The organism is Candidatus Zymogenaceae bacterium (assembly GCA_016931225.1).
In the GTDB taxonomy this organism is placed as follows: Bacteria; Desulfobacterota; Zymogenia; order Zymogenales; family Zymogenaceae; genus JAFGFE01.
The window spans coordinates 78816-105036 of sequence record JAFGFE010000010.1; the positions used below are offsets into that span (position 1 = coordinate 78816).

The following is a 26221-nucleotide window of genomic DNA, read 5'->3' on the forward strand; positions in this document are numbered from 1 at the left end:
CACATGCGAAACAACCGAAGAAATTGTATGTAGAAAACCGATCCCGTATTGCATCTCAATAACAACCAATCAGGAGGATACCATGGCTCAAAAGACACGAGAAGTGGTAATGGTTGACGGTATCAGGACGGCCTTCGGTCGCGCCGGCGAAAAGGGATATTTTTGGGATACCCGGGCCGACGACCTGGTCACCAAGGTCATCGACGAGTTGCTTGTGAGAAACCCGAAAGTAACCCCGGACCTTATCGAGGACAACATATGGGGCGCCACTACCCAGTGGGGAGACCAGGGCATCACGATGGGCCGGACCACCGTGCTCACCAGTAACCTGCCCGTCGAAACGGCGGGCTGCTCGATAGACCGCATGTGCGCCGGCGGCATGAGCGCCATGACCTACGCGGCGGGGCAGATTGCCATGGGCGCCGCCGACATTATTCTGGCGGGCGGCGTGGAGCACATGGGGCATCACCCCATGGGCGACGGGGCGGACCCGAACCCGCGGCTTTTCCAGGAAAAGATCGTCTCCGTAGACGATATCAACATGGGCAAGACCGCCGAGAACCTGCACGACATGTTCCCTGATATATCAAAGGAGATATGCGACGAATACGCCCTGCTTTGTCAGCAGAAGGCGAAAAAGGCCCTGGACAACGGGAAAATGGCCGAGATGATGGTTCCCATGACCGTCTATACGAAAGAGGGTTGGATGGTGGCCGACTACGATATGCAACCCAGGCCGGAGACCACCATGGAGGGTCTCGCCGGACTCAAGACCCCCTTCAGGGAGGGCGGCCGGGTGACCGCCGGAAACTCCTCGGGACTCAACGACGGCGCGAGCGGCGCGCTCTTAATGTCGCTGGACAAGGCCAAGGAGCTCGGGTATACGCCTGCCATGAAGGTTATCGGCTGGGCGTTTGCGGGCGTTCCCCCCAGAATTATGGGATACGGGCCGATTCCGGCCACGCACCGGGCGCTTGAAAAATACAAGATGAAGTTCGACGACTTCGGGCTGATCGAGCTCAACGAGGCCTTCGCCGTGCAGGCCATCGCCTTCATGAATGAATTCGGGATGAAGGTACCGGACGATCCGCGCTTGAATATCTACGGTGGCGCCATCGCCTTCGGCCATCCGCTGGCCACATCGGGCATTCGGCTGATGATACACCTGATGCACGCCTTCCGTGAGCGGCCGGACGTAAAATACGGCATGACCACCATGTGCGTGGGGCTGGGCCAGGGTGGAACGGTTCTCTGGGAGAATCTCCTGGCGAAGTAGCGGATCATTCAATGCCGAATTATCAGGAGGGAATAAAATGGCATACCAAGAATTAGTAACCGATTTTCGCGTCACGTTCAATAATTCCCGGGCGGGCAAAATCGCCATCATCACCATGGATAATGGCGAGCCCTATACCAAACCCAATACTTTTGGTACAGGCGGCCTGGCAGCCCTCTCCAGTGCGGTGGACGCCGTCGAAGCCGAGAAGGGTGTGAAAGGCGTGATGCTGGTGGGGAAACCCTTTATATTTGCCGTGGGCGCGGACCTGGACGGCACCCAGGATATCACGACGTTTGACGAGGGATACCAGATAGGCAAGACCGGACACGACGCCATGAAACGGCTGATGGGCCTCAAGGTCCCGACGCTGGCGGCCATAAACGGGGCGGTCATGGGCGGTGGGTTGGAAATCGCCCTCTACTGTGATTACCGCACCATCTCCGACGCCGTGCCGATTGTGGCTTTGCCTGAGTGCTTTTTGGGGCTGGTGCCCGGATGGGGCGGAACACAATTGCTCCCCCGGCTCATCGGGCCGGAGAAGGCGATACAGGTCATCATCACCAATCCCCTGAACCGCAACAAGATGCTCAAAGCGACCGATACCCACGAGCTGGGCATCGCCGATTGGATTCTGCCCAACGGCCGATTCTACGACATGTCCTTTGAGAAGCTGGTCGATATCGTCGACGGGAAAGAGAAGCTCAAGCGGGAAAAACCGGACTGGTCGAAGTTCGATGAACTCTATGACGCCACAAAGGCGTCCATCGACGCCCAGGTCCACGGCGCGGCCCTTGCCCCTTACCGGGCGCTGGACCTCATCAAGGGCGCGAAGGACTGGGAGTTGGACAAGGGATTCGACGAAGAGAGCAAGGCGCTGGGGGACCTGATCATCAGCGATCAGTGCCGGGCCGGCGTGTACAGCTTCGATCTGGTGCAGCGCCGGGCCAAGAAGCCGGTGGGTGTGCCCGAAGTGCCGCCCGCCAAGATCAAGAAGATCGGCGTCATCGGGGCGGGTCTGATGGGCGCCCAGATTGCCAGCCTCTTTCTGCAGCGCTATGAATGTCCCATCGTCATGAAGGACATCAAGCAGGAGTTCGTCGACAAGGGCTTGTCCTATGTGCACGGCCAGATCGACAAGTGGGCGAGCAAGGGCCGCATCAGCGAGGGCAAGGGCATCTGGTTGAAGTCCCTGGTGCAGGGGACCCTGGACTACAAGGACTTCGCGGACTGTAACTACGTCATCGAAGCGGTCCTGGAGGAGCTGCCGCTGAAGAAGAAGGTCTTCGGTGAGGTGGAGGAATTCATCGCCGAAGACACCATCCTCGCCACCAACACCTCGTCCCTCTCCATCACAAAAATGGCGGAGGACCTCAAAAAGCCGGGGCGCGTGGTGGGCTTTCACTTCTTCAACCCGGTGGCGGTCATGCCGCTCCTTGAGATCGTCAAGGGCGAAAAGACCGACGATGTGACCATCGCCACGGCGTTCGCCATGGGTAAAAAGATAAAGAAGACCTCCATCCTGATGAAAGACTCCCCGGCGTTCCTGGTCAATCGGCTTCTGACCCGCTGGATGGCGGAGATCATGAAGATCGTGGATGAATCCAAGAACGACTTCAAACAGATTGACGACTTCTGCGTGAGCCTGGGTTTCCCCATGACACCGTTCAGCCTTCTGGCCCTGGTGGGCCCGGCGGTGGCCCTGCACGTGGCGGAGACCCTCAAGAATGCTTTCGGAGACCGGTTCTACATCTCCGAGGGACTCAAGAAGATGGTGGAGCTCAAGAAGCCGGGCGTGTACGACTGGGAGGGCAACGTGGACCCGGAGGTGGCCTCCGGTTGGCCCCGGGGCAACAAGGAGTTTGCCAAGGATGAAGTGATCGACCGGTTCCTGACCGTTCTGACCGAGGAATGCCGAATGATCCTCGATGAGGGCGTGGTCTCCGACGCCAAGGATATCGACACCTGCATGATCATGGGCGCCGGATGGCCCTTCTTCATGGGCGGTGTCACCAAGTATCTCGATCAAAAGGGATACTCGAAGAAGGTGACCGGAAAGCCGCTTGCTTCCTCGTAGGGGCGAAAGGGTACCGTTTCCATACCGGGGCGGGGGGATCATTCCCCCTTCCCCGGTTTTTTATTGTGTGTGGATACAGTGGTTGTATCGAAATGGATCGCCCCAAACTTCATTTCGGTGTATACTGAACATATGAAAATCCTCAAGGTCTGTTATATTCAGCTCGTCGAAAACCCGATGATTCACATCATGACCGATGAGCTCGACATCGGAAAGTATTACTATTACAACATCAGGACCTGTGCGTGGAATTTCCCGGACGTCTCCCCTGAGGTAATCATTGGCGCCGAGAGATTCCTGGGAGTATCGAATTTCGATGAGCTGATGAAATTTCGAGGGCGGAAGCTCTCTGACGAGGCGGAGGACTCTCGGGATCGGCTGACTCAGGCCATTCGGGACATGGCCGACGGAGGGGGTGCGATCACGGGCGAATCGTAGGGAACAGGCAAAAGAAGCCGCCTCTATGCGGTCACATAAAGAAAAATCCCGGAGGATATCCCCCGGGATTTCTTTTGGTCTGCCGCACGATATTCCGCCGGCTGGAATCGCTCACTCAGGCGTCTTGAGGGAGGGCGGTTCGATGAAGCTTTCGTTGTCCTCCGGGTATTCGTCCCGGGGTTGTACCAGCTCTCCGATGAAGAGGGACGAGTTTTTCACGAAGAATACGGTGCCCAGGTCGCTGGCGAGGGTTTCCAGGCGACTCGCGTATCTTCCCTCCGTGCCCGGCTCCGGGGTGGCCAGGCCGAACATCACCACGTCGGCGTTCTTGCTCTGTTCGTGGATGACGTCGGTGACGCTCTTGTTTCGGGGGCGGAGGATGACGTGGGGCTCGGCCTCGATGCGGATCTCTGGAATGAGTCTGTTCAGATAGGTCTCGGTGTCCGCTTTCATCTGTTTGTTGTTCGCGATGCTCATGATGCGGATCTCCGCCCCCCGCCATTCCGGATTCCGGGTCAGGAGGTACGCAAGGAGCAGCATCAGATCGCCGTTTCGCTCCAGACCGCCCCACCAAACGTGCACCGAGGGCCGTGTCCCCTCCCGGGGAAAGAGATACTTCGGCTTGATGCGGCCGATAATGAAGGACTTGTTGAGCATCTCGAGCTGCTGCATGATTTTGAGAAACTGGGAGAGACGTTTTCTCTCCGAGGGCCAGCCCAGCAGGATCATGTTGCTCTGCAGCCCCGCAAGGCCATTGGCCTGGGTGACGTTTACGATGCCGTCCACCACGTCGTTGACTACGTGTATCTCCGGAAAGACCACCAGTCCCTCGTTATCCAGGGTCTTCTGCATCACCTCCCGGGTTCCCATCAGGTCTATTTTTATATCGGATATTTTCCCCTCAATGAGCTCGCAGACCGACACCACGCCCCGTCCCTGGCTGAACCAGTTACCGAACCGTACCAGGTCCAGATGCTCTATCATGTCCGAGACGAAGACCAAAACGTGAGGACGCCAGTTTCGGGCGCTCATGGGACGGCGGGCCAGGAGAATCAACGCCCAGCGGATGGCGGTTTCATAGAATCCCCGCCGGGCGTCGCCCCATCCGGCCTGCTGTTCCCGCTGGGAGAGAAATATCCAGATGAGAAGCTCCACGGAGATGGCGATGACCCCCGCCGCCGGGCTGATGAGGAAGATCACCCCGAGGCACCCCAGCCCACCCAGCAGGTTTATGATCCAGGGGATGCGGAACTTCGGCCGCCACGATGGATCGCCGCTGAGGGTCTCGATGGCCGCAGCGATGTTCATCACGCCGTAGGTCGTCAGAAAAAATACGGTCACCACCGCCGCCACGGTGTTGAGGTTGCCCAGAAACACGGCGCCCAGGGCGATAATCATGGAGAGGATGAGGCCTAAAAACAGCTTTGTGTTTTCGCTGATATCCCTGGTGCGTCTCCTCAGGCTCATCCGATCGTTGGCCAGGGCCTGGAGTGTTCGGGGCGCGCCCAGCATGGAGCCGACCGCCGATGAAAAGATGGCGCCCCATAATCCCGGCAAAACCAACCAGGGTCCCAGGACGGCGATATCGGTCCAGACCAGGGGATTGTTTCTCAGGTCTCCCTTCCCCGCGCCCAAAAGCAGCAGCACCGGGATGAAAAGGTACACCGAGAATCCGGTGAGCACCGCGAGGATCGATCCCCGGGGTATGGACCTGACCGGATTCTTCAGATCGCCGGAGAGTCCCAGACCCGCCATGACGCCGGTGACCGCCGGGAAGAATATGGCGAACGCGGCCCAGAAGGGGACGTCTCCACTGGGGGGCGGTGTGGGCACCGGCCGGCTCCACGCGTGGATGACCACCCCCAAAATAAGGGCCAGAAGCGACATGCCGATCAGGGCGAGTACCGGGATCTGGGATCTCAGCGCGACCTTCGGCCCCAGCATGGAGAGACACCCCACCATGAGAACGATCACAAAGGCCGCCGGCTCGATGGGAATATCCGGCCAGACGATGACGAGGGATTCGGCAAGGCCGTATGAGTAGAGGGTGACCGAGAACGACTGCGACAAAAAGAGAGGCAGACCGACGGCGCCGCCGATCTCCAGGCCCAGGCTCCGGGAAATGATATAGTAGGCTCCGCCCACCCCCACCCGGATGTTTGTGGATATGGATGAAAACGACAGCGTGGTGATAAGGGTGATGGCGTTGGCCAGGGTGACGATGACGAGGGTCCGGGAAAGGCCCATGTGTCCCACCAGCCAGCCTGAGCGGAGGTACATGATGACGCCAAGGATGGTCAGGATCGTGGGGAGATATACGCCGAGAAATGTACCCAGCTTGAGTTCCTGTGTCCGTTCCGTCGCCATGAGGGATACGTGTGCCTGTATTCAGGTAAAGAGATATGTAATTAATAAGCCATTTTTTAGCCCATATCATACCATACCCGGAAGTAGAGATAGTGAAATTTCGGAGTTAACTGTTCGTTTTTTTTGAGTGAAAGCATCCCGGCTGCTTCGGAAACGCTCTGAAATTCTGTCGAATTGACTTGAACCGCTATCTGCGAAGTGATATAGAATAGTGATTACCTACAAAAAAACAGCTCTGACATCGAATGAGGAGAGAAACGCTATGGCAATGGGAGATAAATACGGCGCGCATCGCGTCGTCAAGCCGAAGGGGGTGCTTCCCCAGGCGGCGGATGTCATTGACAACACGATGAAGCTCTATGACAATGAAATTCTGGTGGATGTCCAGACCCTTAATATTGACTCCGCGTCCTTCACCCAGATAAAACAGGAAGCCGGGGGCGATAAGAAAAAAATAGCGGACATCATCCTCAAGACGGTCGAGACCAGGGGCAAGCAGCACAATCCGGTCACCGGCTCCGGAGGAATGTTCATCGGTACCGTGAACGATGTGGGCAAGGCCATTCGGAATACCGCCGGGGTGAAACCGGGGGACGCCATCGCATCACTGGTATCTCTGTCGCTGACGCCGCTTTCCATCGATGCGATTCTCGAGATCAAGGACGATCGGGACCAGGTGGACGTGTCGGCCCAGGCGATTCTATTCGAGCGAACCGTCTTTGCGAAGCTGCCGGAGGATATGCCGAGGTCGGTTGCCCTGGCGGTGCTGGATGTGGCCGGCGCCGCCGCCCAGACGGCGAAACTCGTACGACCCGGGGATACGGTTTTCATTATCGGGGCCGGGGGAAAGAGCGGGATGCTGTGCGCCTACGAGGCGAAAAAACGGGCGGGCATCACAGGGAAAGTCATCGGCACCGGTCACTCCGACGCCAGCACCAGACGCATCTCACAGCTCGGCTTCTGCGACCACGTGATCCAGGTGGACGCCTCCAATCCCCTGGAGGTGGAGAAGGCGGTGGGTGAACTGACCGAGGGAGAGATGGCGGACATCACCATCAACTGCGTCAATATCCCCAATACCGAGATGGGATCGATTTTGGCCACGAAAGAGACCGGTCTCATCTACTTCTTCTCCATGGCCTCGAGCTTCACCAAGGCGGCTTTGGGCGCCGAGGGGATCGGTTCGGACGCGGTGATGCTCATAGGAAACGGATATACCAAGGATCACGCGGAGATATCCCTGAATCTTCTCCGGGAGAGCCCGGCCCTCATGGATGTATTTGTGTCGTTGTATGGGTAGTGGCGGCTCCATTGCCGAATTGATTCTCACAGGCGGCTATCGGGTCGTCTCGGTGGTGGGACTTGCGAAAAACAGCGGAAAGACCACGACGCTCAACCGGATTATCGGAGATGTGGCCCCCCGGAATGTCTCGCTGGGTCTGACATCTACGGGCAGGGACGGCGAGGCCGTCGACGCCCTGCTTCATACCAGAAAGCCGAGAATTGAAATCGGGCCGGGCGTTGTCTTTACCGGCGTTCTGGGAGACCTGGCCGGGGACGAGGAGGTCAGGGCGGGCGTGGAGGTGCTCAGGACCACCGAGCACACGACGGCCCTGGGCGGCGTGATCGTCGCCCGGGCGAACAGGAACGTTCGGGTGGTGCTCGTGGGGCCGTCAACCGTCTCCGGGATGGCCCGGCTGATATCCTCGCTTTTGGACGAGGATCGGTGCACCCTGGTGCTGGTGGACGGCTCGATGGACCGCCTGGCGGCGGCGGGGTCGGGCGTCAGTGACGGGGTGGTGCTGGCCGTCGGCGCCGTTATGGGGCCGGATATGGAAGGTGTGGTGGAAAAGACCGCCCATGCCGTGGGGCTGTTGACAACGGGAAGGACGGCCGTTACGCCTCCTGATGATACGGCGGATAAAAGAATCGTCGCCTTAAGCATAAATGGGATCCAGTGGGAAACCAAGTGCGGCACCCTGGTGTCCGACCGTGCATGGGCGATACAGCGTTTGGAAGGGGGGGGCGGGTATCTTTTTACCACGGGCGCCGTCACCGACGAGACGCTGGAGGAACTGATTCGGCGGAGGTTGTTTCCGGAGTTGATCGTAAGGGACGCCACCCGCCTCTTTATCTCTCGGCGACAGAAGGAGCGGTGGGAGGGGGGCGGCGGGCGATTGGCCGTCCTTTTTCCCCTTTGTCTGATCGCCGTAACGGTGAATCCCGAAAATCCGGAGGGGAGGGGGTTTGACGGGCGTGAGTTTCTCCGGGCCATGCGGGAAAGGCTCGTTGGGGTGGAGGTGTTTGACGTGATGGAGCATCGAAGCGACTCATGACGCAGAAACTCAACATAGACCGGGGTATTGTGAGGGAATGCCGCGCCCTGGCGGAACATATCACGAATGATCTCATGGGATACATCCGTTCCCACACCACCGACAGCGTGGAGCGGAGCGTCGTGCGTCTTCTGGGTATCGATGGGGCGGATAAATCCGGCACCCCCTATCCAAATGTTTTTGTGGAGGCGGTGTCGAGGGGGAGGGGTCTCGCCTCCGGCGCGGCGGGGTTTCTCGCGGACGTGATGCTTACTACCGGGCTCGGTCCCGATGACGCGGCCCGGGCGGTGGCGAAAAAGGAAATATCCCCGGATACGGTCCCCCGTTCCGATGACGACGGGCGGGAGGCGGTGTTGAAACCCCTGGTAGACGGCGCGATGGGACGTATCGAGGAGAACAGGGAGCACCGGGAGCGGATAAAGCGGGACCATCCCTTGAGTGATGCGCCCCTCCTCTACGTGATTGTGGCCACAGGAAATATCCACGAGGACGTGGTACAGGCGGTGAGCGCCGCGGAAATGGGGGCGGACTGCATCGCCGTAATCCGCTCCACCGCCCAATCGCTGTTGGATTATGTTCCCTACGGCCCGACGACGGAGGGATTCGGCGGCACCTACGCCACCCAGGAGAACTTCCGCATCATGCGTGCGGCCCTGGATGAGACAGCGCAAAAAATCGGGCGCTACGTCTATCTGGTCAATTACGCGTCGGGTTTGTGTATGCCGGAAATCTCGGTGATGGGCGCCTTCGAGCGGCTTGATATGCTGCTCAACGACTCCATGTACGGCATCATCTTTCGGGATATCAACCCCTACCGGACCTTCGTCGATCAGCATTTTTCCCGGATGATAAACGCCCGGGCGGATATCATCATCAACACCGGAGAGGACAACTACCTGACCACGGCGGATGCGTTTGAAGCGGCCCACACGGTCCTGGCCAGCGATATCATCAACGAGCAGTTCGCCCTTCACTCGCATCTTATGCCTCGACAGATGGGCCTCGGCCACGCCTTCGAGATCGACCCGGAGAAAGAAGACGGCTTTTTACTGGAGATGGCCCAGGCCCTGCTCATCCGGGAGATATTCCCCGACGCCCCCATCAAATACATGCCCCCCACGAAGCACGTCACCGGGAACATCTTCCAGACGCATCTGGTGGACATGCTCTTCAACGTCTGCTCGGTGATGACCGGCCAAACCATCCACCTCGTGGGGATGCTCACCGAGGCCATTCACACCCCCTTCGTCGGGGATCGATACCTGAGCATCAAGGGCGCCCGGTACGCCCGCAGCAACCTCAAAAGGCTGGGGCAAGAAATCCAGTTTGTCGATGATGGTATCATCCAGCGTCGCGCCCGGGAGGTGCTGAAAAACGCCCACGACATGCTTGGGGAAATCGCCGACATAGGCCTTCTTTCGGCGCTGGAGCGGGGGATGTTCGCCGATATCAAACGGCCTCCCGACGGCGGTAAGGGGAAAGACGGAGTCGTCAAGAAGGCCCCGGATTATTTCAATCCCTTCGAGACGCTCCTGGAGGAATCGTGACCATGTCCGGGAAAAAACATCGATTCATCACCCCCTATGGAGACAGCGTTGGTGACGGCGCCGTGCAGCTCTCCTTTACCCTGCCGGGGGTCACCGGAGAGACGGCGAGGGAGGCGGCCCGACGGCTGGCGGCCAAGATGGGCGTCGACGACGCGTACGTCAGCGCCTGCGAGGACATCGGCTCCGGCATGAGCTTTATCGTGCTCTACGGCAGGACGAAACACTCGATCGACGCCGGCGAGATCGAGAAGTATCTTGCCGACAGAAGGGCGACGCCGGAAGATGTGCCGGGGATGAAAATCATCGATGCAATGATCAAAGAGAAGCTGGGGCGGCACATCGTGGTGCTTGGGGCGTGCATAGAAAGCGACGCCCACACCGTCGGCATCGACGCCATCATGAATATGAAGGGGTACGCCGGGGATTACGGGCTTGAGCGCTACACGAACATCGATGCCGTCAATCTGGGCGCCCAGGTTTCCATCGAAGAGCTGGTCAGACGGGCCGTGGAGCGGAATGCCGATGTCCTGTTGATTTCCCAGGTGGTGACCCAGAAGAACGTCCACATTAAAAATCTCACTCGTCTGGTGGAGCTTCTGGAGGCGGAAGGCGTGCGGGATCGGCTCATCCTGGTGGTGGGCGGGCCGCGGATTTCCCCGGAGCTTGCCAAGGAACTGGGGTACGACGCCGGGTTCGGCAAGGAGACCCTCCCCCGACACGTGGCGTATTTCATCCTCAACAAACTCCTGGAGTCGGAGAAGATATCATGAAGGTGACGCTGTTTTCCCTGGAGCGGTTCTACGTCGATTACGAATTCAACGTGGGCACGAACATCAGCGCCTCCTGCGGCGCCGAGACCACCACAGCCGACTTACTGGCCCTGGCGGGGGACGAGGCGAAAGAACACTACCTCTCCCTGGGGCTTGACTATCGGGAAAACAGGGGCGACGAAAGACTGCGGGATCTCATCTCCCGTGAGTATGACCGGCTCTTAGCCGACGACATCCAGGTGACGGCAGGCGGATCTGAGGCGATTTATCTTCTGATGCACACCCAGCTCAATCCGGGTGATCGAATCATTGTTGAAACCCCCATCTACCAATCGCTCTTCCAGGTGGCCGAGGATATGGGGGTGGAGACAGCGAGGCTTCCCCTGGCCGCCGAGGAGGGATTTGTCCCGGACCCAAACCGGCTGGAAAAGCTGCTTGAGGAAAAACGGACGAAGATGGTGATCGTCAATCACCCCCACAGCCCCACCGGATCGGTCCTGACGAAACAGCTGCTTATGGAACTGGGCGCCCTTACGGAAAAACACGGGGCGCTCCTGGTGTCCGACGAGGTGTACTGGGGGGTCTTCTACGATCCGGCGGACCGTATCCCGCATGCTGCTGATCTCTTCGAGAACGCGGTGACCATCGGGGACATGACCAAGCCCTACGGCCTGGGCGGACTCCGGGTGGGGTGGCTGGCCTCCCGTCGTCAAGACATCCTCGATGCCGCCTCGATCATGAAGGACTACACAACCATGTGCGCCTCCGCACCGAGCGAATATCTCTCTATCCTGGCCCTTGAGCACCGGGACGAGATTATTAAAAAAAATACGGACATCGCCCAGAAGAATATCTCCCGTTTCGACGATCTGGTGACGGCGGTAGGGGGAATGCTCTCATGGATACCGCCCCGGGGCGGTTATACCGGCTTTGTGAGGCTTGATGTGCCGGGCCGGGACGTGCGGGGATTCTGCATCGATCTGATAGATAAAAAAGATGTGCTGTTGCTTCCCGGAGACGTCTTCGGCGATTCGCGTCGCTTCCGCGTCGGGGTGGGCACACGGGAAGATGTCTTTGTGAGAGGGATTGCGTGTATGGCTGAATATCTTCAGGAATTGTAAAGGGGAAGACACGAAATGAACGAATTAATGAATCACGCGTGGGAGTTGTTGAGCGGAATGGGGGTGGCCCTGCACGGTTTCGGGTTGATCTTCATTAAGTACATGCCGCTGTTTTGGAAGGCGACACTGATGACGGTGGAAATCTCGGCGCTTTCCATTATGTTCGGGTTCCTCATCGGCCTTTTTTCGGCATTGGGGAAAATGTCTCACAACAAGCTGATAAGCATTCCCTCTAAATTTTATGTATGGTTCTTTCGGGCCACGCCGCTGTTGGTTCAGATATTTCTCATCTACTTCGGGTTGCCGCAGTTCGGCATCAGACTTTCTCCGTTCGTCGCGGGCGTCATCGCCATGAGCATAAATGCGGGCGCGTATTATGCGGAAATCATCAGGGCGGGCATCCAGTCGGTGCACCATGGTCAGATGGAGGCGGCGCGATCCCTCGGGATGAGTTATCCCCTATCGATGCGGCGCATCATTCTTCCTCAGGCGATAAAGGTCATCGTTCCCCCGTTCGGCAACGAATCGATCATCCTGATAAAGGACACATCGCTTCTTTCCACCATAACCATCCTTGAAGTGACGCTTATGGCCCAGCGTCTCATCAGTTCCACCTGGAAACCATTTGAGCTATACCTGATAGCGGCTTTCTATTATGCGGTCATTACCTCAGTACTGAATTTTTTCCTCCACCGCTACGAGAAAAAGCTTGCAATCTCTCAAAGAAGGGGATAATATCCGGCCAGGTGGGCATGGGTAACAGCCCAAAATCTTAATAATAACAGTTGATTAGGAGGTTTGGTATGAAAAAGATTTTTATTGTGCTCACAGTATTATTACTTACGCTGGGAATGGTCGCCGGCGTGAATGCACAGGAAGTAGAGAAAGAGACATTGGTCATCGCCGTTACCGCCGGAAGCCCTCCCTTTAGTTTCGTTGATGCCGATACGGGGGATGAGGTCGGTTTTGACGTCGACTATGCCAAAGAGGTGGCCGAGCGGATCGGTATGGAGCCGGAGATATTGATGGTCGAATGGGCGGGGATTCTTCCCGGTCTTTTGGCGGGGAAATACGACATGATCATCGGAAGCATGGCGATTACCGAAGAACGGCAGGAACAGGCGAATTTTTCGATACCCTACTATGTGTCCGGAGCCCAGTTGATCGTCAGAGCAGATGATGATTCCATCATGAGCCTCGAAGACCTGGTGGGCAAGAAAGTCGGTGTAACCCTCGGGACCACCTATGAGGAGAAGGCGAATGAGGTCGAGGGCGTGGAAGTGATGACCTACAAGACCGAAATGGATCAGCTCCTTGACCTGGTGAACGGCAATATCGATGCGGTCATTACCGACAAGTACATCGGCGCGTATACCATCCAGGAATCCGGGCTGGATCTCAAGCTGGTCGGCGATCTTATTTACGAGGAAACCATGGGTATCCCGGTACGCAAGGAAGACACCGATCTTCTGGAGAAGTTGAACGCGGCCGTTGAAGAAATTACCAATGACGGAACTCTCGAAGAATTGGGTTCCAAGTGGTTTGGAATTTAATGCCTGGCATACCGCGGCATTTGTATCAAGGGCGGCCTGTGCCGCCCTTTTTTGTTCTTGCCACGCTTGCGGATATGTGATGTAATCCATGTGTAATTTTAGTGGCGATTCGATGACAAAAAAAAGCTCACAGACGGTATTGAAGGTAGTTGATCTGCACAAACGATTCGGCGATCTGCATGTTCTCAGGGGAATCAACACGGAAGTGTGGAAAGGGGAGGTGCTGGTGATCATCGGTCCCAGCGGTTCCGGCAAGAGCACTTTTTTGAGGTGTATTAACATGCTGGATGAGCCGACGGACGGGGAAATCTATATGGATGGCGTGCTGATTAATGATCACGCATTGTCGAAAAAAGATTTTCAGCGACACATCAACAGCGTCAGGACCCGGATGGGAATGGTATTCCAGCAGTTCAATCTCTTTCCGCACATGACGGCCCTTGACAACGTGCTCGAGGCGCCGGTACGCGTCCTCAAGATGGGGAAGGCGAAAGCCAGGGCGGTCGGCAAGGAACTCCTGGAGCGGGTGGGGTTGGGAGACAAGGCGGACGTGTATCCCGAATCCCTCTCCGGCGGGCAAAAACAGCGCGTGGCCATCGCTCGTGCGCTGGCCATGCAGCCGGAAGTCATGTTGTTTGACGAGGTGACCTCGGCTTTGGACCCCGAACTTGTCGGCGGCGTGCTAAAAGTGATGAAGTCCCTTGCCGAGGAAGGCATGACGATGATCGTTGTGACCCATGAGATGGGGTTTGCCCGGGAAGTGGGGGATCGGCTGATATTTATGGATGAGGGCGTGATCGTTGAGGAAGGCGCTCCGACAGACGTGCTCGCCAATCCGAGAGAAGGCAGAACAAAAAACTTTTTAAGAGAAGTCCTGTAAAAGAACGGGACGCCTGTTTTATATGATGAAAATATATGCTCATATTCGATGTCACATGTGAATGAATATCCAGAATCCATGATTCGCCTGCGTATGAGCGGCGCCGATGCACACTACGGCGGCGGCCTGGTGGACGGTGCCCGGATATTGGCCCTGTTCGGCGATGTGGCGACGGAGCTTCTGATCATTACCGACGGCGACGAGGGGTTGTTTCTCCGTTATGACGAGGTGGAGTTTCTTGCCCCGGTATACGAAGGGGATTACATCGAGGCGGTGGGCCGCGTCGTTGAGACGGGGAAGACGTCTCGAAAGATGGAGTTCGAGGCCAGAAAAGTTGTCGCCGCCCGGCGGGATATCGCCGATTCCGCGGCGGATGTGCTCACAGAACCCGTGACGGTGGTTCGGGCCCGTGGTGTGTGTGTGACGCCCGAGGAGCTGCAAAGGAAAAAATAGCTCAGAGATATAAAGAGGTAGACTGATGGCATACATGAATTTCGAACTGACGCCCAAAAAGACAGATAAAATCGAGACCGCCCATCGCACCATTGTAACGGACATCCCGGTGCCGGAAACCCTGCCGCTCCTTGAGGACCTTCGTGCCTTCGAGCCCCTTTCCATGAGTGGCCAGCCCCTGGTGGTCTGGGATCGGGCGGAGGGATTCACCGTCTCCGACGCCTACGGCAACAAGTGGATTGATTTTTCCTCGGGCGTCCTGGTGGCGAATTGCGGACACCTTCGCCCGGAGATGAAGGCGGCCCTCATCGACCAGATAGAAAGCGGGATGATTCACTCCTACTGCTTTCCCAACGAACCGAGGGCGAAGCTGGTCCGGCGCCTGGTGGAGCTCGCTCCTCCGGGGCTTGACAAGGTGTTCCTGGTGACCACCGGGGCCGAAGCCACCGAAAACGCCATCAAACTGGTGAGGACCCACGGCATGAGGACCGTAGGGCCGGAGAAAAACATCATTGTCACCTTCGAGGGCGCCTTTCACGGCAGGACGTTGGGCTCCCAGCTTGCCGGAGGAATTCCGGCGCTCAAGGACTGGATCGGAAAGCTGGATCCCACGTTCGTACAGGTGCCGTTTCCCGACGGCTATCGGTTTGAGAACACCGATTTTTCGGTCTTTACCGATTCCCTGAAAAAACAGGGCGTTACAAAGGATCGGGTCTGCGGCGTGATGATGGAATCGTATCAGGGCGGGATCGCCGGGTTCTATCCCGACGAGTACATGCACAAGCTCCGTGCGTGGTGCGACGATGCCGGGGCCTTGTTGATCGACGACGAGGTACAGGCCGGATTCGGGCGCAGCGGCAGGTTCTTTTCCATCGAGCATTACAAAATCGTGCCGGACATCATCTGCTGCGGCAAGGGGATGAGCGGGGGGCTTCCCATCGCCGCGGTCATCGGCAGCTCCCGATTCATGGACTATTACGGCCCTGGGGAGATGACCTCCACCCACAGCGCCAATCCTCTGACCTGTCGGTCGGCGCTCACCAGCATCGACATCCTGGAAAAGGAGGGGCTGGTGGAAAATTCCCGGCTCCTGGGCGAGATACTCCACGAAAAACTGAGGGGATTGCAAAATGACCATCCCGACATAATCGGCAGGGTGAATGGCCGGGGCCTGGTGGCGGCGCTGCTCATGGTGAAGCCGAACACGAAGGAGCCTTTTCACGAGCTGGCCTTTCGGACCGTCGAACATTCGGTGCAAAAGGGCCTGATGATGTATGCCCCTCTGGGACCGGGAGGCGGCACGGTCAAGATGAATCCGCCGCTGATGATCACGGAAGAGGCGCTCAAGGAGGGGATTTCTGTGTTGGCCGAGGCGGTTGCCCAGGCCCGAAACGACATGAATGTATGACGGGTCGGTATTTTTTCTGTGAGGTAGTGCGATGAAATATTTTTCAGAACAGAGAGATTACCGGGATATATCTCTGTATTCCAACGTGAGCGAGGCTGACTGGAACGACTGGCGGTGGCAGGTGAAAAACCGTATTTCAAGCCTCGACGATTTGAAAAAGGTGATAGCTCTTTCCGAAGAGGAAGAGCGGGGAATAGAAAAGACCCTCAGCCGCTTCCGTATGGCGATCTCACCCTACTATGCAACCCTTATGGATGCGGAAGATCCGAAGTGCCCGATTCGCAGGCAGGCCGTGCCCGATATACACGAGACGGTGAAGGTGCCCGAGGATATGGAAGACCCGCTGAGCGAGGACGAGGATTCCCCGGTGGCGGGCCTGACCCATCGCTATCCCGATCGGGTGCTCTTTCAGGTGACCGACCAGTGTACCATGTACTGTCGTCACTGCACCAGGAGGCGGATGGTGGGGGTCAACGACCGGATGCGGTCCAAAAAGGAGCTGGCGGCGGATATCAAGTACATCGCCGAGACACCGGAGGTGCGGGACGTGCTCCTTTCCGGGGGGGATCCCCTGACCATGTCCGACGACCAGCTTGAATGGATCCTGTCCGAGCTTCGAAAGATCCCCCATGTCGAGATCATCCGCATCGGCTCCCGAACACCGGTGGTGCTGCCCCATCGTATCACGCCGGAATTGGTGGCCATGCTGGAGAAGTATCATCCGATCTGGTTCAACACCCACTTCAATCACCCCAAGGAGGTAACATCGGAATCCTCGGCGGCCTGCGACCGTCTGAGCCGGGGGGGGATCCCCATCGGCAACCAGTCCGTGCTGCTTCGGGGCGTCAATGACTGCATCCACGTGATGAAAAAACTGCTCCATGAGCTGTTGAAAATCCGGGTGCGTCCCTATTACCTGTACCAGTGCGATCTGTCGGTGGGCATCGAGCATTTTCGCACCTCCATCGGCGCCGGCATCGAAATCATGGAGCGGCTCCGGGGACATACCAGCGGGATGGCCATTCCCACTTTCGTGGTGGACGCCCCCGGCGGCGGAGGAAAGATCCCCCTGATGCCCCAGTATATGATCAGCAGGAGCGATCACAAGATCATCCTGAGAAACTACGAGGGATTTGTCAGCGCCTATACGGAGCCGGACATCGTCCAGGAGCCGTGCAAAATCTGCGAGGAGATGAAGAAGAAGGGGGCGATGAGCATCGGTATCGAAAAGCTCTTCACCGGAGAGGCCGCCACCCTCAAGCCGGTGGACTCGGTGCGGGAGAAGAGAAAAGAGCGGATGAAGCGGGAGTTCCACGCGTAATACAAAGCGACATACACCGGGGACGGCCGGACCCGCCCCCGGATCGGTTTAAATTTTCACGATACGGTCTATGACATCATCTCATGACGAGAGCCTCGACGCTCTCTTTTATCCCCAAAACGTCGCGGTGGTGGGTGCGTCGGATAATCCCGGAAAGCTCGGGTTCCACGCCCTGGCGGCGGCGGTGTCCGGTGGGCTTGCGGGTAAGGTATTCGCCGTTTCCCCGAGCCTTGCGGGCCGGGAGGTGATGGGTGTGACCGGCTTTGGCTCCGTCTCTGACCTTCCCGAGGACGTCCAGGTATTCGTCTTTTCCATTCCCCACAAAAAAATCCCCGACGCCCTCACCAATGCGGCGAAGAAGGGCGCCAGGGCCGCGGTCATCTTCGCCGGTGGCTTTAAGGAAATCGGCGATGACGGAGCCCGACTCCAGGCCGAGCTCAGGGAGACGGCCGACCGCCTCGGGATCGTCATTGTGGGCCCCAACTGCGTGGGGTGCCTCAACACCGTCCACGGCCTCAACGCCACGTTCGCGGCGCCCCTGTCGGCGACAAAGAAGGGGCGCATCTCGGTGGCGAGCCAGAGCGGCGGCACCGGTTCGGCCATCCTCACCGCCATGATGGACAACAACGTGGGCGTGGCCAAGTTCATCAGCGTGGGAAACCGGGTCAATCTCGACTTCCCCCGGCTGGTCACCTACCTGGGAGACGACGACGATACCGACGTCATCTGCCTGTTCGTGGAGGGGATGGACGACGGTCGGGCATTCCTGGAGGCCGCCAGAAGAGTGACCCCCAAAAAGCCGGTGCTGGTTTATCAGGCCGGGTTCACTGAGACCACCCGGCGGCTGGCGGCGTCTCACACCGGCTCCATGAGCGCCTCCGAGGATATCTACCGGGCCGCCTACCGACAGGCAGGTATCCTCTTCGTGGGGGATTACGAGGAGCTGGTGGACACCGCCAAGGCGTTAGAGAGCCTCCCCTCACTTGCCGGTCCCGGCTTCGCCATCTTCACCCACACCGCCGGACCCGCCCTAATCTGCGCCCAGCATATCGAGGGGGCGGGGGGTGTGCTGCCGGATTTCACCGGTGATCACAAGGAGATCATCAAAACCTTCGCACCGCCCCTGACCGTCCCGACCAATCCCCTGGATATGTTCGCCGAGGCCTGGTTTCGAACGGACATGTACACGAAGGCCCTGGATATGGCCCTCTCCCAGCCTGATATCCATGGCGCCATTGCCTGCTACAGCGGCGGGTCGGAGATGGGCATCAGTTTTCCCGCGGGCGAATACGCCCGGATCGCGAAAAAGCACGGGAAGCCGGCGCTGCTCTGCCTGATGGCCCCGTATGCGCACAAGGACGAGCGGGCGGCGGCGGACGACGCCGGTGCGCCGACGTTCAACTCCCCCCACAAGGCGGGACGCACCGCCGCCAACCTGATACATCTCTGGCGGATGAGGGAGGGGATGAGCGGGAGGTGATAACGCAGATTTTTGCTATTATGATAAAGCTCAAGGGATTCGGTTATTTTCCGTAGATATTTTTCATGCACCCAAAATGTGCATATTCTATTGGAATACCCCGCCAACAAAAAAAGCAGGATACGTCGATGTGACGCATCCGGCCTGGAGGCGGTTCCTAAAAGGATACGTTATCGCAAGCTGAAATCCGCCGCCTCCTCCTTCTTGACCAGTTGATAAAAATCGCACTGCATGCATTCGGGGAGCTTCTGGGCGAATCTGCCCTGAACCTTCCCCCTGCAGTAGGTGCCGGCGACGATCCAGCAGGATCGTCCCGCGTGGAGGCCGCCGTTACTGCCGCTGCCATTGGTCGCCGCCGGGCACACGCCCATATCACCCGCGTGTTCACCTCCCGGCTCCCGGCCACATTTTTCGAATTCCCAGCAATTTACCTTCTTCATATCTATTCCTTTCAGAGTGAGAAAAGTGATGTGCCAATGGCTACAATCTCTTTCTATATGCTTAATTAGCAATCAGTGTGCCAGTTTATATATACATAATCTTATTGAAAAATACGACTATTCAGACATATGAGTATTCTACGATTTGGCACTTGTGAGTATTCCTTGTTGATAGTGTACTCATTATGTAATGATTTAAGGAGTACTGTTGCACGATACGTTCTTATACGGAAATCTCGGCCGCACGGGATTCTTGCAGGTGCAAAAGCAGTTTGCATGCCGTTTTCGGCTGGATAGAAAAAAGTGGACGGGGTATGCACGGCCGTGTTTGGAAACGGCCTGCTCCCCGGCGGGTGTGTCTATTTGTATGGTGTGTGTGCTACCAGAGCACCGAGAGGCAGGTCAGGGCGCCGTCGGCTCGGGCGTATTGGGAAACATCCACCTCTACGGCGGCGAATCCCGCCCGATCGAGCATCGTAAGGGTATCGGGGCACCCGGCGGGAACAATGACGGTTCCGTTGACGACCAGGACGTTGCCGGCGGCGGATTCACCCGGGGGCACCGTGATTGTTCTGACGGAATCTCCGGAAAAGTGAGGCAGGATGTCTTCCGTGCCGATGATGGTATCGAAAGAGACGGGGGTGACGACGGTGGTGAGGTGAAGCGAGCCGGCCACAGGAATAAACCGGGCACGGCACCCCCGCTCTTCGGCCCGGGCCGCCAGCCACTCGCCGCCAGCCTCGTTCGTTCGGCCGGATAACCCGATGTAGTAGCATTCACCCAGCCGCAGTATGTCCCCCCCGTCCACCGTTCCCGGTCCCTCGGGCATGGGAATGATCGTAAGCTCCGGGGCGAGCTCCGCAAACGCCCGGGCGACGCTGTCCGTCTCCCCCCGGCGTGAGGAGGCCCCGGGGCGGGTGATGGCGACGGCGCCGGGGAGCACCACCGCCGTGTCCTCGATAAACACGCCGTCCGGATAGTCCGGCTCGGGGGGGAGGATGTGGACGTCAACGCCCAGGGAGGAGAGGGCCGATATGTACGCCTCGTGCTGGGCGAGGGCCTCTTCCGGATCTATTCCCCCGGCGGTGTCGTTCATGCTGAGAGCCCGGGTCAGCTCCGGCCCCGGCCTGCGGACCAGCGCCCGGGTGTAGTGGTATGAGAGAAGGGGGTGATATTTTGTATTGGAAGGTCTCATATCGCTCATGTCGTTTTCCAAAATAGGCGTAAAAAAACGGCGCATGTCGCCGATTACATGATAATCGATTTCCTCCGGCTCATTACACCGGGGCGTTTCGCTCTCCGAAGTAGACGCAGAGATCAGTCACGGGGCACTTCTCACACAGCGGTTTTTTCGCCTTGCATATCTTTCGCCCGTGGAAGATCAGGAGATATGAAAGCTGAGACCACCGGTCCTCCGGGGTGATGGCCCTCAGGTCCATCTCTACCCTATCCGCATTCTTTTTATCGGAAAGCCCCAGTCTTCCCGACAGGCGAAGCACGTGGGTATCCACAATAATCCCCGGCATTTTAAATGCGCACGACCGCACCAGGTTTGCGGTTTTTCTGCCGATGCCGGGGAGGCTCACCAGGTCCTCCATGGTGTCCGGTATACTTCCGTCGAACCGCTCGACCAGGGCAATGGTACAGTCCTTGATGGCCTTCGCCTTGTTACGATAAAAACCGGTGGGATGCACCTCCTCCTCCAGGGTCTCAATGTCGGCCTGGGCATAGTCGGAGGCGAGGGTGTATTTTTGAAACAGTTTCTCGGTCACCGTGTTGACACGTTCATCGGTGCACTGTGCCGAAAGGATAGATGCAATGAGCAGCTCCAGGGGGGTGGAGAAGTTCAGAGCGCAGCCCGCTTCCGGGTGAGCAATGTCCAGGAAACCGTATATATCCTGGACTTTCTTTTCGAGATTCTGTGCGGTATTTTGTGCAGACATGACGTTCAATTCCATGTCATTGTAGCACTCTGGATGGTGCTTTGCAAGTTTTATACGGACAATTTAGCGGGCGTGTTTTCATCCCGTGAAGGAAGGGTGGTGCGATTCTTTGGGGTTACGGTCCCGGCGGAAAAAAAACGGGGCTGTGAAAAAGCGGAAGGCTTAAAAAAGCCTTCCGCCTGTTTCATGTGTGTGTTTCTCGGATTATCCCGCTTCGGAGAATTCCGCGTCAATGACGTCGTCGTCGGATGAACCGTCCGATCCGTATGTGGCGAAGTCGTTGTGGTCAGATCCCTGTGGGCCGCCGCTTGAGGACGCTTCCTGGGAGCTTTTCTGGTAGAGCCGCTCGGCCAGGGCGTGTCCCGCTCCCTTCAACGCCTCCACCGCCGCCTCGATTCTTGAAATATCCTGGGCCTTGAGGGCTTCTTTCGCCTCGGCGATCGCCTTCTCCACCTCGGTAACATCGGCATCGGTGAGGGCGGAACGGTTTTCGTTGACACTCTTCTCGGTCTGGTAGATCAGCATGTCCGCCTCGTTTCGGACCTCCACCTCCCGGCGCCGCTTTCTGTCTTCCTCGCTGTGGGATTCGGCCTCTTTGACCATCCGGTTCACTTCATCTTCCGCGAGACCTGAAGATGCGGTGATGGTGATCGCCTGGGATTTGCCGGTTGCCATATCCTTCGCCGATACGTTGACGATGCCGTTGGCGTCGATATCGAACGTCACCTCGATCTGCGGTATGCCCCGAGGTGCCGGAGTGATGCCGGAAAGCTGGAATTTGCCCAGGGTCCTGTTGTCCCCTGCCATTTCCCGCTCACCCTGAAGCACATGGATGTCCACCGCGGGCTGGTTGTCCTCGGCGGTGGAGAAAACCTGGCTCTTCTTGGTGGGGATGGTGGTGTTTCGCTCGATGAGCTTCGTCATGACGCTTCCCAGGGTTTCGATGCCCAAGGAAAGCGGCGTCACGTCCAGAAGCAGCACGTCTTTTACGTCTCCCGAGAGCACGCCCCCCTGTATGGCGGCGCCCAACGCCACCACCTCGTCCGGGTTGACGCCCTTGTGGGGGTCCTTGCCGAAGAGTCTTTTCACCTCTTCCTGAACCCGGGGGATGCGGGTGGAGCCGCCCACCAGGAGCACCTCGTCGATATCGGAAGCCGACAATCCCGCGTCCTTGATGGCCTGCTTTACCGGCCCGACCGTCCGCTCGATGATGGGAGCCGCCAGGGCCTCGAACTTGGCCCGGGTCAGCTTCATGGTCAGGTGTTTGGGGCCCGATGCGTCGGCGGTAATGAAGGGGAGGTTCATCTCCGTCTCCATGGCCGAGGACAGCTCTATCTTGGCCTTTTCCGCCGCTTCCCGGAGCCGCTGAAGGGCCATCTTGTCGCCGGACAGGTCGATGCCTTGGTCCTTTTTGAACTCTGCGGTCATGTACGAGATCAGGGCCTGGTCGATGTTGTCGCCGCCCAGGTGGGTGTCGCCGTTGGTGGAGAGCACCTCCACCACGTCATCGCCCACCTCCAGGATGGAGATGTCGAAGGTGCCGCCGCCGAAGTCGAACACGGCGATTTTTTCGTCGCTCTTTCTCTCCATGCCGTAGGCCAGGGCCGCCGCCGTGGGCTCGTTGATGATCCGGCCGACATTCAAGCCCGCGATCTTCCCGGCGTCCTTGGTGGCCTGTCGCTGGCTGTCGTTGAAATATGCGGGAACGGTGATGACCGCGTCGGTCACCTTCTCGCCCAGATAATCCTCAGCCGCCTTCTTGAGCTTCTTGAGGATGAGTGCGGAGATTTCCGGCGGGGCGTACTTCTTGTCGTTGACACCGATGCGTACGTCTCCGTTTGCGGCCTTTTCAACGGCATAGGGGACCATGGAGATTTCCTCGGCCACCTCATCAAATCGACGACCCATAAACCGCTTGACGGAATATATGGTTCGTTCTGGGTTCGTGACCGCCTGTCGTTTGGCGGCCTGTCCTACAAGCTGGGAGTTGTCGTCGGTAAACGCCACCACCGACGGAGTCGTACGGTTTCCCTCTTCATTGATGATGACCTTCGGCTCGCCTCCCTCAATGACGGACACTACTGAATTGGTGGTGCCCAAATCGATTCCTATTGTCTTTGCCATATGTTTGTACCTCTCTTTCTTGTTTTTTTCTTACTGAGCTTAAGATAATCATGGATCGGGAAAAATCAAGGGGGGAGGGGAGGTGGGTAAGGGAGGGAGACGTTTCCGGGTGTCGACGAAAAAAGTGGAACGGTGCGTACTGAAAGGGGGCGAAAATAGTCAAAAAGTGGGATGACGGTCGATCATAGGCGCCGTTTTTCTGGAAAATAGCGTGCGGAAGGGCGTTTTAAGGAGAAAAAAGGTTCGTCGTGGACCCATCGGGACCGAATGCGGGTGAGAGAATCCCCCGAATTTCATGTGGATCCCACCGCCCGAAGATCGGCGGCTTACAGGAGGGATTGTCGGGACAGAACGTGAATAACTCCGTGTAAAAAAAGGCGCCCCCGATCCTTTCCTCCTGTGATGTGGTGTATCTCTTTCGGATATCTCATCACGGGAACGAACCTACTGACGGGATCGCCCGCGATCGTTTAAGAATATTTCGGCGGCGATGTATCACGGCGTGAGTCTATACGACGTATTGGTATAGAAATCCTCGACAAGGAAACAGGGCGGTCGTCATACGGCTCTGTCGAGAGGACAACATCCCGAGAGATCTCCCCGGTGTGAGCCTCATCTTTGCCGTCGGGACACCGTGGGACGGTGTTACGATTTTTATTGACAAACATTTCAGAAGTGGTATTTTAATACTTTGAGTGAACGCTCATTCATTTCAAAGCGGCAAAAAATCCGTTTCCAATAATAATTCCAATATATAAAGGAGGTTGTTCCTATGGCCAATCTGCTGGTTGATATGAGGGATCAGGCCTTTACTCTCTATGAGATGCTTGATATTGAACGACTTGTTACATATCCCCGCTTCGCCGATTATTCAAAAGATATGTTTGACATGGTTTTAAACGAGGCGGAGAAGATGGCTGTCAACGATGTGTTTCCCACAAACGAACTGGGAGACAAGAACCCGTCTGAATTCGTTGACGGTGTGGTCAAGGTCCCCAAGGAAGTGCACGCCGTCTATAAAAAGTACACCGAGGGAGGCTGGCTGACGGTTGCCGACGACATTGAGGTGGGCGGTCAGGGTTTCCCGGAGATAGTCAACGCCGCCGCCAAGGAGCTCTTCTGCGCGGCGAACTTTGCGTTCATGATGTTCCCCGGATTGGGACACGGCGCCGCCAAGCTGATTGAAATATACGGCACCGAGGAGCAGAAGCGAAAGTACATGGACCGGATGTACACCGGCGAATGGGGCGGTACGATGTGCCTGACCGAGCCGGGCGCGGGTTCCGACGTGGGGGCGCTCACCACCATCGCGAAGCCCATCGGAGACGGGACATACAAGATTACCGGCACCAAGATATTCATCTCCGCCGGCGATCAGGATATCACCGACAATATCATTCACCCGGTTCTCGCCCGCATCGAGGGGGCTCCCGTGGGAACCAAGGGAATCTCCATCTTCCTGGTGCCCAAATATCGCGTGAATGACGACGGAAGCCTGGGCAAGTTGAACGACATCAGCGTGGGCAACATCGAGCACAAGATGGGTATCAAGCTGAGCCCCACCTGTACCCTGAACTTCGGCGACAACGACGACTGCATCGGCGAGCTTCTGGGCGAGGAAAACAAGGGTATGCGCGTCATGTTCAACATGATGAACGAGGCCAGGCTGGGTGTGGGCATCCAGGGGCTGGGTCACGCCACCGCCGCCTACATCCACGCCGTTAACTACGCCAGGGAGCGGCTCCAGGGCGCGGACCTCGCCAATTTCAGGAATCCCGAAGCGCCCCGGGTCCCGATCATCAATCATCCCGACGTCAGGCGCATGCTCCTGTGGATGAAGGGCCACGTGGAAGGCCTCAGGGCGCTAATGTACTGGATCGCCTTCTGTGACGACATGGCCAAGGCCGCGGAGGATGAGGCGGAAAAAGAGAAGTACCACGGCTTCGTGGAGCTGATGACCCCCATCTGCAAGTCCTGGGGAAGCGATATGGGCTTTCGAGTCACCGAGTACGCCATCCAGGTGTACGGCGGCTACGGCTATATCAACGAGTATCCGGTGGAGCAGTTCATGCGGGATTGCAAGATTGCGTCCATCTATGAAGGAACCAACGGCATCCAGGCCATGGACCTGGTGGCCCGGAAACTGGGTCAGAGCAAGGGCGCGAACTTCATGAATCTCCTCACCCTCATCGGCGAGACGGTGGAGAAATGTAAGGGCATCGCCGTCCTGAAAGACTCCGCCCTTGAGTTGGAAAGGGCAAAGAACACACTGGCGGAAATCGGAGGATTCTTCGCCCAGTGCGGCGCCGAGGGCAAATTCCTGGTGCCTATCGGAAACGCCATGCCCTTCCTGGAGCTGATGAGCAACGTCACCCTGGGGTGGCTGCTGCTCTGGCAGGCGGGGATCTCCCAGGAGAAGCTCGAGGCAGTCAAGAAGGACAAGGGAGTGACCGACGATGACTGGGCCGGCCTTGCGGCGCTCTACAAGGACAGCAAGGACGCGGCATACTACCAGGGCAAAGTGGCGTCGGCGAAGTACTACGCCGCCTACGTGTTGCCCCACGTGGAGGCCACCGCCAAGGCCATCAAGAAGGAAGACGCGAGCATCATGGAAATCGCCGAAACGGCCTTCGCCTCCATCCAATAACCGCCGGACGCACACCGCTTGCTTGAAAAGCGATGCTGAG

21 protein-coding genes are annotated in these 26221 nt (G+C 57.7%); 16 read left to right on the forward strand and 5 right to left on the reverse strand.

Translation table 11 applies throughout. The features are described 5' to 3' along the window. The first annotated feature begins 82 nt into the window (after window positions 1-82). The 3 genes from JW885_04565 to JW885_04575 all read left to right on the forward strand — a co-directional run bounded on the left by JW885_04565 (window position 83) and on the right by JW885_04575 (window position 3791). Window positions 83-1276, forward strand: coding sequence for a thiolase family protein (locus tag JW885_04565; protein ID MBN1881426.1), 1194 nt, complete (start codon window positions 83-85; stop codon window positions 1274-1276). A 37-nt stretch (window positions 1277-1313) separates the two neighbouring features. Beyond that, on the forward strand, window positions 1314-3353 hold the full coding sequence (locus tag JW885_04570) for an enoyl-CoA hydratase/isomerase family protein (protein ID MBN1881427.1): 2040 nt from the start codon (window positions 1314-1316) through the stop codon (window positions 3351-3353). 132 nt (window positions 3354-3485) lie between these two features. After that, a complete protein-coding gene (locus tag JW885_04575) occupies window positions 3486-3791 on the forward strand; it encodes a hypothetical protein (protein ID MBN1881428.1) in 306 nt (101 codons plus the stop codon). Window positions 3792-3902: 111 nt separating this feature from the next. Here the strand turns inward: JW885_04575 and JW885_04580 are convergent, their stop codons facing one another. Next, on the reverse strand, window positions 3903-6158 hold the full coding sequence (locus JW885_04580) for a Na-K-Cl cotransporter (GenBank protein MBN1881429.1): 2256 nt from the start codon (window positions 6156-6158) through the stop codon (window positions 3903-3905). A gap of 262 nt (window positions 6159-6420) precedes the next feature. Between JW885_04580 and JW885_04585 the strand changes: the two genes are divergently transcribed. From JW885_04585 to JW885_04640, 12 genes are all read left to right on the forward strand, one after another. Beyond that, window positions 6421-7458, forward strand: a complete 1038-nt coding sequence (locus tag JW885_04585; GenBank protein MBN1881430.1) for an L-erythro-3,5-diaminohexanoate dehydrogenase — start codon at window positions 6421-6423, stop codon at window positions 7456-7458. Then, window positions 7451-8494: a hypothetical protein gene (locus JW885_04590; protein MBN1881431.1), complete on the forward strand. Its 1044-nt coding sequence runs from the start codon at window positions 7451-7453 to the stop codon at window positions 8492-8494. Before JW885_04585 ends, JW885_04590 begins: the two co-directional genes overlap by 8 nt. Beyond that, complete coding sequence (locus JW885_04595; GenBank protein MBN1881432.1) at window positions 8491-10041, forward strand: lysine 5,6-aminomutase subunit alpha; 1551 nt, start codon at window positions 8491-8493, stop codon at window positions 10039-10041. Before JW885_04590 ends, JW885_04595 begins: the two co-directional genes overlap by 4 nt. 2 nt (window positions 10042-10043) lie before the next feature. Further along, complete coding sequence (locus tag JW885_04600) at window positions 10044-10811, forward strand: cobalamin-dependent protein (protein MBN1881433.1); 768 nt, start codon at window positions 10044-10046, stop codon at window positions 10809-10811. Next, window positions 10808-11932, forward strand: coding sequence for an aminotransferase class I/II-fold pyridoxal phosphate-dependent enzyme (locus JW885_04605; GenBank protein MBN1881434.1), 1125 nt, complete (start codon window positions 10808-10810; stop codon window positions 11930-11932). Before JW885_04600 ends, JW885_04605 begins: the two co-directional genes overlap by 4 nt. A 57-nt stretch (window positions 11933-11989) precedes the next feature. Next, complete coding sequence (locus tag JW885_04610) at window positions 11990-12667, forward strand: amino acid ABC transporter permease (protein ID MBN1881435.1); 678 nt, start codon at window positions 11990-11992, stop codon at window positions 12665-12667. Window positions 12668-12735: 68 nt separating this feature from the next. Then, complete coding sequence (locus JW885_04615) at window positions 12736-13485, forward strand: transporter substrate-binding domain-containing protein (GenBank protein ID MBN1881436.1); 750 nt, start codon at window positions 12736-12738, stop codon at window positions 13483-13485. A gap of 112 nt (window positions 13486-13597) precedes the next feature. Then, a complete protein-coding gene (locus tag JW885_04620; GenBank protein ID MBN1881437.1) occupies window positions 13598-14365 on the forward strand; it encodes an amino acid ABC transporter ATP-binding protein in 768 nt (255 codons plus the stop codon). 48 nt (window positions 14366-14413) lie between these two features. Next, a complete protein-coding gene (locus JW885_04625) occupies window positions 14414-14818 on the forward strand; it encodes a 3-aminobutyryl-CoA ammonia lyase (protein ID MBN1881438.1) in 405 nt (134 codons plus the stop codon). Window positions 14819-14852: 34 nt separating this feature from the next. Next, the gene (locus JW885_04630) at window positions 14853-16226 is read left to right on the forward strand and encodes an aspartate aminotransferase family protein (GenBank protein ID MBN1881439.1); all 1374 of its coding nucleotides are present in this window, start codon (window positions 14853-14855) and stop codon (window positions 16224-16226) included. A gap of 31 nt (window positions 16227-16257) precedes the next feature. Beyond that, window positions 16258-17547: a lysine 2,3-aminomutase gene (gene ablA / locus JW885_04635; protein MBN1881440.1), complete on the forward strand. Its 1290-nt coding sequence runs from the start codon at window positions 16258-16260 to the stop codon at window positions 17545-17547. Between the two features lie 70 nt (window positions 17548-17617). Further along, entirely contained in the window at window positions 17618-19027 is a 1410-nt protein-coding gene (locus tag JW885_04640; GenBank protein ID MBN1881441.1) for a CoA-binding protein, read from the forward strand. A gap of 170 nt (window positions 19028-19197) precedes the next feature. On the opposite strand, the gene JW885_04645 is transcribed toward JW885_04640, so the two are convergent. From JW885_04645 to dnaK, 4 genes are all read right to left on the reverse strand, one after another. Next, on the reverse strand, window positions 19198-19467 hold the full coding sequence (locus JW885_04645) for a hypothetical protein (protein ID MBN1881442.1): 270 nt from the start codon (window positions 19465-19467) through the stop codon (window positions 19198-19200). 379 nt (window positions 19468-19846) lie between these two features. Then, a complete protein-coding gene (locus JW885_04650; GenBank protein ID MBN1881443.1) occupies window positions 19847-20671 on the reverse strand; it encodes an amidinotransferase in 825 nt (274 codons plus the stop codon). A gap of 73 nt (window positions 20672-20744) precedes the next feature. Then, window positions 20745-21410: an endonuclease III gene (nth, locus tag JW885_04655; GenBank protein ID MBN1881444.1), complete on the reverse strand. Its 666-nt coding sequence runs from the start codon at window positions 21408-21410 to the stop codon at window positions 20745-20747. A gap of 204 nt (window positions 21411-21614) precedes the next feature. Beyond that, window positions 21615-23534 (reverse strand): molecular chaperone DnaK, encoded by a 1920-nt coding sequence (gene dnaK / locus JW885_04660; protein ID MBN1881445.1) that lies wholly within the window; start codon window positions 23532-23534, stop codon window positions 21615-21617. Between the two features lie 772 nt (window positions 23535-24306). Between dnaK and JW885_04665 the strand changes: the two genes are divergently transcribed. Next, window positions 24307-26181, forward strand: a complete 1875-nt coding sequence (locus JW885_04665) for an acyl-CoA dehydrogenase (GenBank protein MBN1881446.1) — start codon at window positions 24307-24309, stop codon at window positions 26179-26181. The last annotated feature ends 40 nt before the right edge of the window (window positions 26182-26221 follow it).